This window comes from Nocardioides sp. YIM B13467, assembly GCF_042788075.1.
GTDB lineage: Bacteria > Actinomycetota > Actinomycetes > Propionibacteriales > Nocardioidaceae > Nocardioides.
In genome coordinates this window covers 4,392,010-4,406,568 of sequence record NZ_JBHZPJ010000046.1, presented here as the reverse complement: position 1 = coordinate 4,406,568, position 14,559 = coordinate 4,392,010, and the positions used below count along the sequence as shown (strand labels likewise).

The window sequence follows — 14,559 nt, the reverse complement described above, 5'->3', positions numbered from 1 at the left end:
ATCGGCAATGGGCAACCCAAGCACGTCAGAACTTTCCTAGGCTTGCGACGTGCAGGTGATGGAGTCAGAGGCAGTTCCCCAGGGGCGTGACGAGGCGTGCAACGAGGTCGCGGAGGGATGGCGCATCGTCCTTCCCGCCTGTGTCGCGGTCGTCCCGCTCGGGCTCGCGCTCGGCGTGCTTGTGGTCCAGTCCGGGCTCGCCTGGTGGTGGGCGCCGGTGCTCGGCGCGGTCGTGTTCGCCGGTTCCATGGAGTTCCTGTTGGTCGGCCTCCTGGCCGCCGCGGCTCCGCTGGCGCAGATCGCGGTCAGCACGCTGCTGGTGAACTTCCGGCACGTCTTCTACGCCATCTCGTTCCCGATGCATCGGGTGCACGGCCGCGGGTGGAGGGCCTACAGCACCTTCGCCCTGACCGACGAGGCGTACGCGCTCACCGCGACGCCGGAGGCAGCGGGCTGGTCGCGGACGCGGATCATCAGCATCCAGGCGTTCTTCCATCTGGCGTGGGTGCTCTGCGTAGCCGCCGGCGCCGGGCTGGGCTCGCTGATCCCGCCACAGGTGGTCGGCCTCGACTTCGCCGTCACCGCGTTGTTCGTGGTGCTGGGGATCGAGGCGTACAAGGTCCGTCGGTCGGTGCCGATCTCGGCTCTCGCTCTGGGCTGCGCGATCGTCGCGGCGCTGATCTCGCGGGACAACATGCTGCTGATCGCGATGGGCACGTTCTGCGCCGCGCTGGTCTGCTCGTACGTCCTCGCCGCCCGCAGGAGCAGGCGTGACTGATCCCTGGTACGTCCTGTCCGCCGTCCTCGTCTCCGCGGCCGTCACCTGGACCCTTCGCGCGGCTCCGTTCGCGATGCTCGCTCCGCTGCGCCACAGCGCGCTGCTGGCCTACATCGGCGACCGGATGCCCGTCGGCGTGATGGTCATCCTTGCGACCTACACCCTCCGCGACACCGACCCTGTCGTCTTGACCTCTGCCGGACCGGCCGCCCTGGCCCTCGCGATCACGATCGGGCTGCACCTGTGGCGAGGCAGCATGACGCTGAGCATCTTCGCCGGCACGGCGGCGTACGTCCTGGTCACCTCCGTCATCGCGGCCTGAGCGGCGGCGATCGGGACTACCGTGTGCGCATGACCGTAGAGAACAAGGCCAGGAAATCTCGTCAGCAAGGCGACGGACGGAACGGGTTCGAGCGTTTCGTGGAGGTGGTCACCTCCGTGGTCAGCCACGCTCCGTTCTTCTACGTGATCGTCGTTGTTCTGCTGGTGTGGGCGGTCAGCTTCCCGCTCTGGTCCTCGAGCACCAAGTGGGAGCTGGCAGTGCACACGGGTTCCTCGGTCCTCTCGCTGCTGTTGCTGGTGCTGCTCCAGAACGCCGGGCGGCGCTCGGAGGAGGCGTCCCACGAGAAGCTCAACGTCATCGCCTCGGCCCTCTCCGATCTCATGGAGTCCCGTGCTCGCGACGATGAGGAGCTCGCCGACTCGGTGCGGATCCTGCGTGAGGCCGTGGGGCTCGAGGAGCGACACTGAATACTCGCGACACCACCCGCTGAGAAGGAGTGCACATGACAGAGCAGACGATCCCTGAGCCGGTCGCGACCTTCATCGAGGCCGTCAACCGGCACGACGAGTCCGCGTTCCTCGACGCCTTCACGGAGAGTGGAGCCGTCGACGACTGGGGCCGTGTCTTCACCGGACGCGAGCAGATCAAGGGGTGGAGCGACAACGAGTTCATCGGCGCGAACGGCACCCTCGCCGTCGAGGAGGTCGAGGCCGCGGGCGCCACCGTGACCGTGATCGGTGACTGGCGCTCCACCCACGCCAACGGACGCTCGAAGTTCGTCTTCGACATCGACGGGGACCGGCTCACCAAGATGACGATTCGCGAGGGCTGACACGCCTTGACCTCGATCCGCTGGGGGAGTGGGCGCTGGACCCATCCGCCCGTCGCCGCTGTCGAGCGCGGCTCCGACCTGCTCGTCACCGCCGCCGAGGGGAGCGACGCGTGGCGTACGACCTCCTACGGGTTCGTCCACGACAGCGAGCACGCCCTGCTGGCTCCCTTCGGCCAGGACACCGCGGTCGAGGTCGAGTTCACGGCCGCGTTCTCGCGGCAGTTCGATCAGGCCGGGATCTTCGTACGCGTCAGCGAGACGCACTGGGTCAAGGCTGGCGTCGAGTACGCCGACGGCCGTCCGCAGCTCGGTGCCGTCGTCACCGACGGCCGGTCGGACTGGTCCCTGGCGCCGGTGCCCGACTGGCGCGATCGCAGGGTCCTCATGCGGGTCAGCCGATCCGGTGACGCGCTCACCATCCGGGCCGCGGTCGACGGTGGGTCTCTTCGGCTCGTCCGACTGGTTCCGTTCGCTCCGGACCTCGTCGCCGAGGCCGGGCCGTTCACCTGTGCACCCACGCGGGCAGGGCTCACGATCGCCTTCCATGCCTGGCGTACGACTTCGGCCGACGCCGCCCTGCACTGATCGGCTAGTTGATGATCTCGGCCCGGTCGTCCGTTCGGATGGCAACGAGGCGGTCTCGCCACGTCTGCAAGGCCTCGGGGGTCAGTCGGGTCCAGTCGTGGACCTCGGAGACGATCCGGAGCGGTGCCCTGCTGCGGTAGGAGCGGGTCGGGTTGCCGGGGAACTTCTTGTCCGTGACGTTGGGGTCGTTCTCGTACTCGCCGGTCGGTTCGACGAGGTAGACCCGTGGATCTCCGTCGCCGGGGGCGATCTCGGCGGCGAGACCTGCGCCGTCGGGAAGGGCGGTGAAGTAGATGTGGTTCATCACGACGTCGGGCTTGTAGTTGGAGCGGAACCCGGCGGTGAGTAGATCTCCTTCGCGAAGATCGGCCTTTGTGCCGTGGTAGAACGGCCCGTCGTCCAGCGGCTCACTCATGGCTGCAGGTTATTCGACGGATCGGGCATTTGTGCTTGGGTTCCAGCGTGGGTGGGGCCAATACGTTGTTTGGGTTGGGAGATTTAGAAGCAGGGTGTCTGGGGTGGGTGCCATTTGGGTGTCTTGCGGGCTTCCAGCAGCGGTCTGGCGTTGGCCTGGGATATCTGTCCCTGATTGGGTTCGATTGTTTTGCGTTGTGTGGTAGGCTCGGCGCAGGCGTAAACGTGAAGGCCGACCACCTCAAACCGAGGCGTGCTCTATTCATCCGGGACACAACGGGTGCGNCGGAGGCTGACCACGCTCTCGACCATCTGCACGAGGAGCTCGCCGAGCCCGGGCTCGCCGCTGCTCGCCGCGACCCGCTCCCCCGCTGCGCGCTCCGCGACCCGGCTGTAGCCGGCGACGAGGTCACCGCGCAGATGGCCGTAGCGGTCGTAGACGGGTGAGGCGATGACGTCGGGCAGGCGGTAGAGCATGCCGATGTTGTAGGGCATGGCGACCAGCGCGCTCATGTCGCTGACGGCGAGGGCGTAGAGGCCGACGTCGGGCGTGACCGACCCCATCCCGGCCTCGATCTTCCCGGCCTGCTCGACCCGGTCCTGGACCGAGCGCTCGAGCAGCACCGCGAGGATCTCCTCCTTGCTGCCGAAGTGGTAGTAGATGGAGGCCTGTCGCAGCCCGGCACCGTCCGCGATCTCGCGGGTGGTGGTGCCGGCATAGCCGCGGCTCACGAAGAGCTCGGCAGCGGCAGCGAGGATCTGATCTCGAGGGTTCGCCGCAATCTTTCCGGGGAGCAGCCGTGGACGGCCGCGACCCGGACGCGGCGAGATCTGTGACACCGTGGCATCGCCTTTTTCTGTCGTGCGATAGATAACATTGGAGAGGGTAAGTTTCGCACTCATATCGAAAGAGTCAAGCGCCAGAGGACGTGTCCACCCTCGAACCGGTCAGTGCGTGAGCTTGAGCCCGACGACGCAGCCGACGAGCGCGACGATCAGCACGACGCGTACGGGGCTGATCGCCTCCTCTCCCGCCACCATCGAGTAGCCGACGGTGAGCGCGGCGCCGATCCCGACCCAGACCGCGTAGGCGGTGCCGATCGGCAGGGTACGCATGGCCATCGCGAGGCCCACCAGGCTGCCGATCAGGGCGACACCGAAGACGATCGACGGGACCAGCCGCGAGAACCCCTCGGTGCGACCCAGGGCGAGTGCCCACACGGCCTCGAGGACGCCGGATACCACAAGAAAAAGCCAGGACATGACCACTCCAGACGGCCGTCTTGTCGCGCTTCCGGGTACGGCTCCCTCGTCCGGCAGCCGGTCTCGGCTGACGTCTTCGACCTTAGCAAACCTGTCACACGATAGAAACTTCCCGGCAACAAGGAACGCTGCGTTCTTCAGCACGGGATTCAGCACCGATCGATGAGAGGATGCGCAGGTGACCTTCACCGTCGGCTTCGTCACCGGAGCCACCCCTGACAAGTGGGCCCGGACCTGGCGAGAGCGCAGCCGTGAGCGGCTCGAGCTGATCCCGGTCACCGAGGAGGACCAGGAGCGACTGCTGCGCGAGGGCGAGCTCGACATGTGTCTCGTACGCCTCCCCGTGGACCGCGACGGCCTCCACTGCATCCCGCTCTACGAGGAGCAGCCGGTCGCGGTGATGGGCCACGAGCACCTGCTCTCGCTGCTCGAGGAGGTCACCCTCGACGACCTCGCCGATGAGCAGCTGGTCCTCCCCGAGCGCGGGGGCTGGAAGCCGTCCGCGGAGCAGATGAAGTGGCCCGCGATGAGCGAGAAGGACGCGGTCGAGACGGTAGCGGCCGGCACCGGGATCGCGATCCTCCCCATGTCGATCGCGCGGCTCTACCACCGCAAGGACGCCGTCTCCCGGCCGGTGGCCGGCATCGAGCCCACCACCGTCGGGCTGGCCTGGCTGATCGACAACGACGACGAGCGGGTGCAGACCTTCATCGGCATCGTCCGCGGCCGCTCGCGGAACTCCTCTCGCCACTGAGGCCCCCGGCAAATGCCGGGTGAACGCCTGGCGACATCTGCCTCGCCTGGGTTCCATTCCACCCAGCGGTCTCGGCGCTCGTCCCTAGACTCTGCCCGATCCAGACAGAAGGCAGGCGTTTTCAGGTGAACCGCACGGGGTGGACGACCGTCGTCGCAGGAAGTCTGGGGCTTGTCCTGCTCGCCTGGTTCCTGGTCGCCAACGCGCTCCCGGGCGGTTCCGGGCCGGACAAGCTGGCCGACCCGGTGACCCTGACGGTCGCGGCAGGCTCGGAGCTCGACGACGTTCTCTGCGCCGGCGGCACCAGCAATGCCGAGGAGTCGACCGGCACGCCGGTGCGCTGTGAGCCGAGCGCACTCGTGAAGCGGCTCCGGGAGGAGACCAACGTCGCGCTCGAGCCCGAGTTCATCGGCACCCTCGAGGCCGCCGACGCGATCGTCGCCGACCCGGGACGCTACGACGCCGCATGGTTCGCCTCCGACGACTACCTGCGGCTGGCCCTGGCGGCCAAGGGCACGGACGACCTGACCTCCTCCGACCCGATCATGCGCTCGCCGGTGGTGCTCGGCGTGCACCACGACGTCGCCACCCGGCTCGGCTGGACCGGCGACGCCGAGGTCTCCTGGGAGGAGATCGCCCGCCGCGCCGGCGACGGCGAGCTCGGCTTCCTGATGACCAGCCCCGCCTCCTCCAACTCCGGCCTGTCCACGCTCGCCGGTGTGGCCACCGCCTTCGATGCCGAGCCACCGTTGCGGAGCGAGGACGTCGGCCTGGTCCAGGACGACGTACGCCAGCTCTTCAGCGGCCAGCTCGGCCGCGCGGCCAGCTCCGGATGGCTCTCGGACACGTTCCGCGAGAACCCGACGGCCTACGACGCGATCTTCAACTACGAGTCCGAGCTGCTGGCGCTCGCGGAGCAGGTCGAGGACCCTTCGACAAGCTCAGGACACCGCCTCGACATCATCTACCCCAGCGACGGCACCACCGAGGCCACCTACCCGCTCACGCTCGTCGACGCCGAGAAGCAGAAGGCGTACGAGACGGCGGTCGCGTGGCTGCGTACGGCCGAGGTCCAGGAGGAGCTGAGCGAGAAGAGCGGGCGCCGGCCGGGGCTCACGAGCGTGACGCCCTCCCCCGGTGTACCCGACAACGACGTCAAGACCCTTCCGCTGCCCGACGATCTCGGCACCATCGACGAGCTGATCTTCACCTACTTCGACGAGTTCGCGCCCAAGACGCGGACGACCTATCTCCTCGACACCTCCGCCTCGATGGACGAGATCAAGATGAACCAGCTGCGGCGGGCCTTCGAGGGGCTGGCCGGCGACGACACCTCGATCAGCGGCCAGTTCAAGCGCTTCCGCAAGGGCGAGCGGCTCTCGGTCTACACCTACGCCGACGAGACGGAGTCCCTCGGATCCCTCGTCGTCAAGAACCAGCCGGAGCGGGACGAGGCACTCAACGGCCTCATCGACCGCGTCGGCGAGCTGACCGGCCACGGCGGCACCGCCTACTACGACGCCATCGACGCCGCGTACGCCGACATCGCGGCCTCGCCCGAGGAGGGCTCCACCACCTCGATCGTGCTGATGACCGACGGCGAGCAGAACGGCGGGCAGTCCTTTGCCCAGCTCAGCAAGAAGTACGAGGCGGCCTACCGCGATCTCGGGGTGCCGCTCTACGTGGTGCTCGTCGGCGATGCGGCCATCTCGGCCGACGCGAGCATCGAGCAGCTGGTCGGCTTCGCCGAGCACACCGGCGGCCGCGAGGTCGTCGCCAAGGACGCCGCCGACCTCCGCAAGATCTTCCAGGAGATCCGTGACTACCAGTAGGCCCGAATCGACGCTCATCACCATCATCAACTCCGGCTTCACCACCGCCGGAGCGGTCCTCGCCGTGCCGCTGGCCGGTGCCGCCGTCGCGACGAGCGCGTGGGGCTGGGCGGTCGGCGCGGTCTGCGCGCTCGCGATCGGTGCCGGCTCCGCTGCCGTCCGCGCGAACCGCCGCGAGCGGCCTGGGCCCAAGCCGCCGCCACCGCACGGGATCGAGGGGCGACCGATCCACACCTACTACTTCCTCTCCGAGACCCGCATCGCGATGCTGCACGCCCAGCTCTTCCGCGGCGAGGTCGGAACCGTCCTCCGCGAGGTCGTCAGGAGCTCCTCCGGCAGCGCGGAGGCCGGGCTCGACGTGCCGCCGGTCAAGGCGGTGACCAAGTACGTCCGCGACGTCGCCAGGAAGTATGCCCAGGAGGCTCGGCCGACCCGGGAGACCCTGGTCGGCGACGTGCTGGCCGAGCTGCAGCAGCGCAGGCTGCTGCACGAACCCGACGGCGAGCTCGACCGGGTCGCCGGCCTGGTCGCGCAGACCGCCTCAGACGACCAGTTCCTCCAGTTCACCGTCGCCGGACCGGACGTGCGCCAGGCGATCCTCGCGGTCCCCGCGCCAGCCACTGACGGACGCGACAACACCGGGACGCTGGAGCAGAAGAGCCATGGGCTCACCATCACCATGCACGTGGGCAGTCGCGGGAAGCAGGAGGACTTCGACGAGCTCGAGCACCGCGACAACGTGGTCGTGGTCGGCGTGCTCCGCAACCTCAGCACCGCCGACCGGACCGCGACCGTCCGGGTGATCGCGGTCTACTGAGCGACCCGGGTCCGCACGGGCCGCACGCACGCGGCAGACTTTGCACCATGCTCGAACCGACCGACCTCACCGCGCGCGCGATCGAGGCGCTGCATACCACCTTCGGCGCCGAGGCCACGGTCGTCGGGAGGGCGCCGGGACGGGTCAACCTGATCGGCGAGCACACCGACTACAACGCCGGGCTGGTACTGCCGGTCGCGCTCCCCCACGCCACCTACGCGGCGGCCGCGCCGCGCACCGACGGCGTCATCCGGATCTCCTCGGGCCAGGAGCCGGAACCCTTCACCAGCCACATCGACGAGCTCGGTCCTGAGATCGAGGGCTGGGCCGCGTACGTCGCGGGGGTGCTCTGGACGCTGCGCGAGGCCGGCCTCGTCACCGGCGGCCTGGACATGCACCTGGAGTCGTCGGTCCCGCTCGGCGCCGGCCTGTCCTCGTCGGCGTCGGTCGAGTGCGCCACCGCGGCAGCGGCGCTCGGCATCGCCGGCCGGACTCTCGACGAGGACCTGCAGCGTGCGGTCGTCGCGGCCGGGATCCGGGCCGAGACCGAGGTCGCCAAGGCGCCGACCGGCGGAATGGACCAGTCGGTCGCGGTCTTCGCCGAGGCCGGCGGTGCTCTGCTGATCGACTTCGACTCCGGCGCGCACCGCAACGTCCCGCTGGCCCTCGGCGAGCGCACGATCCTGGTCACCGACACCCGGGTCAAGCACCAGCTGACCGACGGCGGCTACGCCTCCCGGCGCGCCCAGTGCGAGAAGGCCGCCGCCGATCTCGGGCTGCGCTCGTTGCGCGAGGCCACCCTGGACCAGGTCGAGTCCCTCGACGACGAGGTCGTACGCCGCCGCGCTCGCCACATCGTCACCGAGATCGCCCGCGTCGAGCCGACCGTGACCGCGCTCGGTGGCGGCGACTGGGCCGCGATCGGTGAGCTCTTCGCCGCCTCGCACGCCTCGATGCGCNGTGCCGCGTCGAGTCGGCTCGTCCTGACGCGCCGACTCGACGAGATCGGCGTCAGGATGAGCCGACTCGACGTGAGGCCGTCGCCGCGCGCAACGAGAAGCGCTCACCGCACTTGCGCGACTGACCTCGGCGAAACCGGATGTCGGCCTCCGGCCGGAGCGCTAGCGTTGCCCCGCGAGACAGGAGGCAGCGATGCTGGCGCTGACCCAGAGAACGTACGGTGGGCTCGACGCGGTCGAGATGGCTGATCTCCCGGTGCCCGCGCCGAAGGCCGACGAGGTGCTGGTCGAGGTCCATGCCTGCTCGCTGAACGGGTCCGACCGGGAGAACCTCGCCGGCTCGCCGTTCTACTCGCGCATCGGCGGCCTGCACAGACCCCGGCGGCCGGTGCCGGGATCCGACATCGCGGGTGTGGTCTCAGCGGTAGGACATGAGGTGAGCGAGTTCTCCGTCGGCGACGAGGTCTTCGGGGAGCTGGCCGGCTACCGCGGCGGGCTGGCCGAGTACGTCACCACGAAGCCGCGGCTGCTCGCGCGCAAGCCGGCCGGTTTGACGTACGTCGAAGCCGCCTCCATCCCGCAGGCCGGTTGTATCGCCTGGCGCGCCATCGAAGGACGAGTGCATCCGGGCGACCGGGTGCTGGTCAACGGCGCAGGCGGTTCGGGCGGACCGCTCGTCGTCGGGCTGGCCAAAGCCCGGGGCGCCGAGGTCACCGCCGTCGACCGGGCCGACAAGGCCGACTTCATGCACCGGATCGGCGCGAGCACCACCGTCGACTTCGAGGCCGAGGACTGGGCCGATCACCGCGAACGCTACGACCTGATCGTCGACCTGGTCGCTCACCGCTCCCCCTTCCGCGTCCACCGCGCCCTGCGCCCGGGCGGCACCTACCGGATGGTCGGCGGCTCGACCCGGATCCTGCTCGCCGCCCTGCCTGCTCGCCCGCTCGTCAAGGCACGGACCGGCAAGGACGTCGGCGTACTCGTCGTGCCCCAGTCGCGCGCAGACCTCGAGGCGATCACCGCGCTGGTCACGAGCGACGTCGTCACGCCCGTCATCGACAGCACGTTCCCGCTGAGCGAGACGGTGGCGGCGTACGCACATCTCGCGAGCGGTGACAACCAGGGCAAGATCGTCGTGATGATGCGCTGACGCGCCACTCCTGTTCTGTTCATCTCAACCCCGGCCTCCGATAGCGTGCGGTGCCATGGAATGCCGGACCTGCGCCATCGCCGACGCCGAGGCGGACACGCCTCGCGGATCGATCGTGACGGCAGCTCGCCGGGGAACTGGGGTGAGCTACGCAGGACTGAGCAAGCTGCTCGTCGTCCCGGACGGGTTCGAGGCGCCGCGGGTGCTCACCCACGGCGACCTGACGGCGCGGCCGCTGTCGCGCGAGTGCCTGGCCGATGACGTACGCGCCATCAACGCCGACCGCGAACTGATCAACGCGACTCGGGGTGGCGGGTGGCCGGACGGGCCGACGTCGGAGGAGGACGACTACATCGACCTGGTTTGGCACGAGGGCGAGTGGAAGGAGAACAAGTCGTTCTCCTACGTCCTGGAGACGCCCACGCTCGGCTACGTCGGCTGCGCCTATCTCTACCCGCTGGGCGTCCGGCAGGAGCTGAGCGAGGAGCTGGCCGCCTACGACGTCGACGTCAGCTGGTGGGTGACCACCGAGGCGTACGAGCAGGGGCTCTACGAGGTGGTTCACGAAGCGCTGGAGAAGTGGGTGCCGGCGCACTATCCGTTCCGCCGGCCCCACTTCTCCAACGTGGAGCTGCCTTAGATCGCGATGGCCGGTCAGGCGTAGGTGACCGGCAGCTCCTTGATGCCGTTGATCCACGCATGACGCAGGCGGCGCGGTGCGCCGTTGGGCTTCAGGTCGGGCATCCGGTCGGCGATCACGTCGAACATGATCCGGACCTCCATCCGGGCCAGGTTGGCGCCGATGCAGTAGTGGGCGCCGTGGCCACCGAAGGCGAGATGGGGGTTGTGCTCGCGGGTGATGTCGAAGGTGTCGGGGTCGTCGAAGACGTCCTCGTCGTGGTTGCCCGAGGCGTAGTAGAGCCCGACGCGCTGCCCGGCCTTGATGAGCTGGCCGCCGACCTCTACGTCGTTGATCGCGGTGCGGTGGAAGACGGTCACCGGGGTCGCCCAGCGAATCACCTCGTCGACCATCGTGTCGGGGCGCTCGTTCTTCCACAGCTCCCACTGGTCGGGGTTCTCGAAGAAGGCCTGCATGCCGTGGGAGATCGCGTTGCGGGTGGTCTCGTTGCCTGCGACCGCGAGCAGGATGACGAAGAAGCCGAACTCGTCATCGCCCAGCGCGCCGCCCTCCAGCTCGGCGTTCACGAGCTTGGAGATGATGTCGTCCTTGGGGTCCGCCTTGCGCTCGGCGGCCAGCGTCATCGCGTACGTCAGGATCTCGATCGAGGCGGCCTCGGGGTCCGCGTTGTACTCCGGGTCGTCGTAGGCGAGCATCTGGTTGGACCAGTCGAAGAGCTTGCGCCGGTCCTCCTGCGGGACGCCGAGGAGCTCGGCGATCGCCTGGAGCGGGAGCTCGGCAGCGACCTCGGCGACGAAGTCGCCCTCCCCCTTGGCCAGCGCATCGTCGACGATGCTGTTGGCCCGCTCGACCAGACGGTCCTTGAGAGCGTTGATCGCACGCGGGGTGAAGCCACGGCTGATGATCTGGCGCAGCTTGGTGTGGTCGGGAGCGTCGTGGTGGATCAGCATCGCGCGCTGCAGCTCGACCTGCTCGCGGGTCATGTCCGGCGCGAACCTGATGATGACGCCGTTCTCGTTGGTGCTGAAGTTCTCGCTGTCCTTGGAGACGGCGAGGATGTCCTCGTGCTTGCTGACCGCCCAGAAGCCGGTGTCGAGGAACCCTGCTCGCGCCTCGGGCTTCTGCTCGATCCAGAAGACCGGAGCCGTACGCCGCAGCTCCATGAACTCCTGGAGCGGGACGCGCTCCTCGTTGAGCACGGGATCAGTCGGATCGAAATCCACGGGGAGAGCGGTCACGGGTGTGCTCCTTCGAGGTCTTTTCTGTAACACGTTCTAGTTTATCGTCACACAGTGCCCAGGATCACACAAGGGTTGCGCTAAACGAGAACACGTTCTACTTTGGGACAATCGAGTGTAACCGGTGTCACGTCATCAGGCGTGACGGTGCGCGCCCGCGCACCAGCGACTTGTCGAAACCCCCGAAGAGCGAGGTTCCATGGGCACGCCCGTCATCGTCGAAGCCGTCCGTACCCCCATCGGCAAGCGCAAGGGCTGGCTCACGGGCCTGCACCCGGGCGTCCTGCTCGGCGCCGCCCAGGTCGAGGTGCTCAAGCGTGCCGGGATCGACCCTGACCTGGTGGATCAGGTCATCGGCGGCTGCGTCTCCCAGGCCGGCGAGCAGTCCAACAACATGGTCCGCCGCGCCTGGCTCCACGCGGGCCTGCCGATCCACACCGGCTCCACCGTCATCGACGCGCAGTGCTCCTCGGCCCAGCAGGCCACGCACCTGATCAACGCGATGATCGCCGCCGACCAGATCAAGGTCGGCATCGCCTGCGGCATCGAGTCGATGTCACGCATCCCGCTGGGCGCCAACGTGCCCAAGGGCGCCGGCGATCCGCGTCCCGCAGACTGGAACATCGATCTGCCCAACCAGTTCGAGGGCGCCGACCGGATCGTGAAGAACCGCGGGTTCTCCCGCAACGAGGTCGACGAGTTCGGGCTGTGGTCGCAGGTCAAGGCGCGCCAGGCGCGCGACGCCGGCCACTTCAAGAGCCAGATCTTCGCCGTCGAAGCCCCCATGCTCGACGACGAGGGCAAGCCCACCGGAGAGGTACGCACCGTCACCGAGGACCAGGGCATCCGCGACACCTCGCTCGAGAAGCTGGCCGGGCTCAGCCCGGTGCTCGAGGGCGGCACCCACACCGCCGGCACCTCCTCGCAGATCTCCGACGGCGCCTCGGCGCTGCTGCTCATGGACTCCTCGGTCGCCGCCTCGCTCGGGCTGAAGGCTCGGGCGAGGATCGTCACGTCCAACCTCGTAGGAGCCGACCCGTACTACCACCTCGACGGCCCCGTCCAGGCGACGGAGAAGGCACTGAAGGACACCGGGATGACGATCGGCGACATCGACATCGCCGAGGTCAACGAGGCCTTCGCCGGCGTGGTCATGTCGTGGGCCAAGGTGCACCAGGTCCCCGAGGAGAAGATCAACGTCAACGGCGGCGCGATCGCGCTCGGTCACCCGGTCGGGTCCACCGGCACCCGCCTGCTCACCGCGGCGCTGCACGAGCTCGAGCGTCGCGACGCCAGCACGGCCCTGGTCTCCATGTGCGCCGGCGGCGCCCAGGCCACCGCGACCATCATCGAGAGGATCTGAGATGGCGCGGGCGAAGGAGAAGGTCACCGAGGCCGAGTACGTCGTCGTCGGCGCCGGCTCGGCCGGCTGCGCCGTCGCCGGCCGCCTGGCAGCGGCCGGGAAGTCGGTCATCCTGCTCGAGGCCGGGAAGAACGACAGGCGCAACTACCTGGTGACGAAGCCGGGCATGATCGGCCCGCTCCACGCCGAGCCGCGGCTGAAGAAGCTCGTCGACTGGGGCTACCACACGGTCCCCCAGCAGCACGCCCGCAACCGCGAGCTCCCCCAACCGCGCGGCAAGGTGCTCGGCGGCTCCTCCTCCATCAACGGCCTGCTGTGGGTCCGCGGCAACCGGGCCAACTACGACGCCTGGGCCGCCGAGGGCAATACCGGCTGGGATGCGGACTCGGTCAACGAGGCGTACCGGCGGGTCGAGGACTACGAGGGCGGTGGCTCCGACTACCGCGGCACGGGCGGGCCGATCAAGGTCACGAAGCACCCGCGGCCGACCGAGGCGTCGCTCTCCTTCCAGCGCGCCGCCGCCGAGACCCTCGACGTGAAGGTGCTCGACGACTACAACGGGGCCGAGCAGGAGGGCGTCTCGACGTTCCAGCAGAGCGCGATCGACGGGCTGCGCTACTCGGCCTCGCGGGGCTACCTCCACGACCAGGAGCTGCCGAGCCTGACCACGCTCACCCAGGTGCACGTCTCGAGGATCGTGATCGAGAACGGCCGCGCGAAGGGCGTCGAGATCCTCACGAGGCAAGGTCCGCTGACGATCTCGGCGACCCAGGAGGTCATCGTCTCCGCAGGCGTCTTCGGCTCCGCGCAGCTGCTGATGCTCTCCGGAATAGGTCATTCCGCCCACCTGGCCGAGCACGGGATCACCGCCATCCACGAGCTGCCCGTCGGCGACAACCTGCACGACCACATGTTCGTACCGACCACCTGGGAGATGCCGACCGCGCTGCACCACGGCACCGCCGGCTACTTCGGCAAGGCGCTCCTCAAGGAGCAGACGGTCGGCAGGTCGATCCTCGGCCACACCGTCTTCGAGACGGTCGGCTTCGTACGCACCTCGCTGGCCACCGACGTACCCGACCTGCAGCTGCACGTGCTCCCCTGGGCCTATCCCTCTCCCAACCAGGACGCGCCGATCCGCCACGAGGTCGACCCTCGGGCGGCGCTGACGGTGATGTCATCCCTGATCTACCCGCGCTCGCGCGGGACGCTGCGGCTGCGCAGCGCGGACCCGACCGCCGAGCCGCTGATCGACTTCAACTACCTCGCCGAGCCCGACGACAAGCGCGTGCTGCTCGAAGGCGTGGAGATGATCCGCGAGATCATGGCCTCCCCGGCCTTCGGTGACCAGGTCAAGTCGGAGATCCACCCCGGCAAGGCGATCGACGCCGAGGCGATGAAGGACGAGGTCACCAACCGCGCGACCTCGATCTACCACGGTGTCGGCTCCTGCCGGATGGGCGTCGACGATCGCGCGGTGGTCGACCCGCAGCTCCGTGTACGCGGCATCGACGGCCTCCGCGTCGCCGACGCCTCGATCATGCCGTCGATCATCGGTGGCAACACCAACGCTCCGGCGGTCATGATCGGTGACCGTTGCGCATCCTTCGTCCTTGACGAAAATCTGTAGAGCCGTCCTCGACAACCG

The 14,559-nt window shown here is 68.7% G+C and carries 17 protein-coding genes and 1 riboswitch; of the genes, 13 read left to right on the top strand and 4 right to left on the bottom strand.

What is annotated here, in order from left to right; translation table 11 throughout:
• Positions 1-58 precede the first annotated feature (58 nt).
• Genes ACFX43_RS28360 through ACFX43_RS28340 form a run of 5 tightly spaced genes read left to right on the top strand, consistent with a single transcriptional unit; the run spans position 59 to position 2,478 of the window.
• A complete protein-coding gene (locus ACFX43_RS28360; RefSeq protein ID WP_378840129.1) occupies positions 59-778 on the top strand; it encodes an AzlC family ABC transporter permease in 720 nt (239 codons plus the stop codon).
• Positions 771-1,100, top strand: a complete 330-nt coding sequence (locus ACFX43_RS28355) for a branched-chain amino acid transporter permease (protein ID WP_378840124.1) — start codon at positions 771-773, stop codon at positions 1,098-1,100. Before ACFX43_RS28360 ends, ACFX43_RS28355 begins: the two co-directional genes overlap by 8 nt.
• Before the next feature lie 29 nt (positions 1,101-1,129).
• Positions 1,130-1,528 (top strand): low affinity iron permease family protein, encoded by a 399-nt coding sequence (locus tag ACFX43_RS28350; RefSeq protein WP_378840119.1) that lies wholly within the window; start codon positions 1,130-1,132, stop codon positions 1,526-1,528.
• Between the two features lie 35 nt (positions 1,529-1,563).
• Entirely contained in the window at positions 1,564-1,893 is a 330-nt protein-coding gene (locus ACFX43_RS28345) for a nuclear transport factor 2 family protein (protein WP_378840116.1), read from the top strand.
• A gap of 6 nt (positions 1,894-1,899) precedes the next feature.
• A complete protein-coding gene (locus ACFX43_RS28340; RefSeq protein WP_378840113.1) occupies positions 1,900-2,478 on the top strand; it encodes a DUF1349 domain-containing protein in 579 nt (192 codons plus the stop codon).
• A gap of 4 nt (positions 2,479-2,482) precedes the next feature.
• On the opposite strand, the gene arr is transcribed toward ACFX43_RS28340, so the two are convergent.
• The 3 genes from arr to ACFX43_RS28325 all read right to left on the bottom strand — a co-directional run bounded on the left by arr (position 2,483) and on the right by ACFX43_RS28325 (position 4,155).
• Entirely contained in the window at positions 2,483-2,893 is a 411-nt protein-coding gene (arr, locus tag ACFX43_RS28335) for an NAD(+)--rifampin ADP-ribosyltransferase (protein WP_378840110.1), read from the bottom strand.
• A 257-nt stretch (positions 2,894-3,150) separates the two neighbouring features.
• On the bottom strand, positions 3,151-3,732 hold the full coding sequence (locus ACFX43_RS28330; protein WP_378840107.1) for a TetR/AcrR family transcriptional regulator: 582 nt from the start codon (positions 3,730-3,732) through the stop codon (positions 3,151-3,153).
• Between the two features lie 108 nt (positions 3,733-3,840).
• Positions 3,841-4,155, bottom strand: coding sequence for a multidrug efflux SMR transporter (locus tag ACFX43_RS28325; protein WP_355232519.1), 315 nt, complete (start codon positions 4,153-4,155; stop codon positions 3,841-3,843).
• 10 nt (positions 4,156-4,165) lie between these two features.
• Positions 4,166-4,229: riboswitch (guanidine-III (ykkC-III) riboswitch) on the bottom strand.
• A gap of 104 nt (positions 4,230-4,333) precedes the next feature.
• Between ACFX43_RS28325 and ACFX43_RS28320 the strand changes: the two genes are divergently transcribed.
• The 6 genes from ACFX43_RS28320 (at position 4,334) to ACFX43_RS28295 (ending at position 10,310) form a co-directional block, all read left to right on the top strand.
• The gene (locus ACFX43_RS28320) at positions 4,334-4,909 is read left to right on the top strand and encodes a LysR family substrate-binding domain-containing protein (protein ID WP_378840100.1); all 576 of its coding nucleotides are present in this window, start codon (positions 4,334-4,336) and stop codon (positions 4,907-4,909) included.
• 125 nt (positions 4,910-5,034) lie between these two features.
• Positions 5,035-6,741 carry a VWA domain-containing protein gene (locus tag ACFX43_RS28315; RefSeq protein ID WP_378840096.1) on the top strand — a complete coding sequence of 569 codons (1,707 nt, stop codon included), beginning with the start codon at positions 5,035-5,037 and terminating at the stop codon, positions 6,739-6,741.
• Positions 6,728-7,558 (top strand): hypothetical protein, encoded by an 831-nt coding sequence (locus tag ACFX43_RS28310; protein ID WP_378840092.1) that lies wholly within the window; start codon positions 6,728-6,730, stop codon positions 7,556-7,558. The genes ACFX43_RS28315 and ACFX43_RS28310 overlap by 14 nt, the downstream gene beginning before the upstream one ends.
• Positions 7,559-7,605: 47 nt before the next feature.
• Complete coding sequence (locus tag ACFX43_RS28305) at positions 7,606-8,766, top strand: galactokinase (protein ID WP_378840089.1); 1,161 nt, start codon at positions 7,606-7,608, stop codon at positions 8,764-8,766.
• The gene (locus ACFX43_RS28300) at positions 8,711-9,670 is read left to right on the top strand and encodes an NAD(P)-dependent alcohol dehydrogenase (protein WP_378840086.1); all 960 of its coding nucleotides are present in this window, start codon (positions 8,711-8,713) and stop codon (positions 9,668-9,670) included. Before ACFX43_RS28305 ends, ACFX43_RS28300 begins: the two co-directional genes overlap by 56 nt.
• A gap of 55 nt (positions 9,671-9,725) precedes the next feature.
• Positions 9,726-10,310 (top strand): GNAT family N-acetyltransferase, encoded by a 585-nt coding sequence (locus tag ACFX43_RS28295; protein ID WP_378840082.1) that lies wholly within the window; start codon positions 9,726-9,728, stop codon positions 10,308-10,310.
• Between the two features lie 14 nt (positions 10,311-10,324).
• On the opposite strand, the gene ACFX43_RS28290 is transcribed toward ACFX43_RS28295, so the two are convergent.
• Entirely contained in the window at positions 10,325-11,548 is a 1,224-nt protein-coding gene (locus tag ACFX43_RS28290; RefSeq protein ID WP_378840079.1) for a cytochrome P450, read from the bottom strand.
• Positions 11,549-11,747: 199 nt separating this feature from the next.
• On the opposite strand from ACFX43_RS28290, the gene ACFX43_RS28285 reads away from it, so the two are divergent.
• Positions 11,748-12,911, top strand: a complete 1,164-nt coding sequence (locus tag ACFX43_RS28285; protein WP_378840071.1) for a steroid 3-ketoacyl-CoA thiolase — start codon at positions 11,748-11,750, stop codon at positions 12,909-12,911.
• 1 nt (position 12,912) lies between these two features.
• The gene (locus tag ACFX43_RS28280) at positions 12,913-14,541 is read left to right on the top strand and encodes a GMC family oxidoreductase (RefSeq protein ID WP_378840063.1); all 1,629 of its coding nucleotides are present in this window, start codon (positions 12,913-12,915) and stop codon (positions 14,539-14,541) included.
• The last annotated feature ends 18 nt before the right edge of the window (positions 14,542-14,559 follow it).

Bases quoted from the DNA above. Each gene is read 5' to 3' on its own strand.
- ACFX43_RS28360 (WP_378840129.1), top strand. From the start codon at position 59: ATGGAGTCAGAGGCAGTTCCCCAGGGGCGTGACGAGGCGTGCAACGAG.
- ACFX43_RS28350 (WP_378840119.1), top strand. From the start codon at position 1,130: ATGACCGTAGAGAACAAGGCCAGGAAATCTCGTCAGCAAGGCGACGGA.
- ACFX43_RS28345 (WP_378840116.1), top strand. From the start codon at position 1,564: ATGACAGAGCAGACGATCCCTGAGCCGGTCGCGACCTTCATCGAGGCC.
- arr (WP_378840110.1), bottom strand. From the start codon at position 2,893: ATGAGTGAGCCGCTGGACGACGGGCCGTTCTACCACGGCACAAAGGCC.
- ACFX43_RS28325 (WP_355232519.1), bottom strand. From the start codon at position 4,155: ATGTCCTGGCTTTTTCTTGTGGTATCCGGCGTCCTCGAGGCCGTGTGG.
- ACFX43_RS28300 (WP_378840086.1), top strand. From the start codon at position 8,711: ATGCTGGCGCTGACCCAGAGAACGTACGGTGGGCTCGACGCGGTCGAG.
- ACFX43_RS28295 (WP_378840082.1), top strand. From the start codon at position 9,726: ATGGAATGCCGGACCTGCGCCATCGCCGACGCCGAGGCGGACACGCCT.
- ACFX43_RS28285 (WP_378840071.1), top strand. From the start codon at position 11,748: ATGGGCACGCCCGTCATCGTCGAAGCCGTCCGTACCCCCATCGGCAAG.
- ACFX43_RS28280 (WP_378840063.1), top strand. From the start codon at position 12,913: ATGGCGCGGGCGAAGGAGAAGGTCACCGAGGCCGAGTACGTCGTCGTC.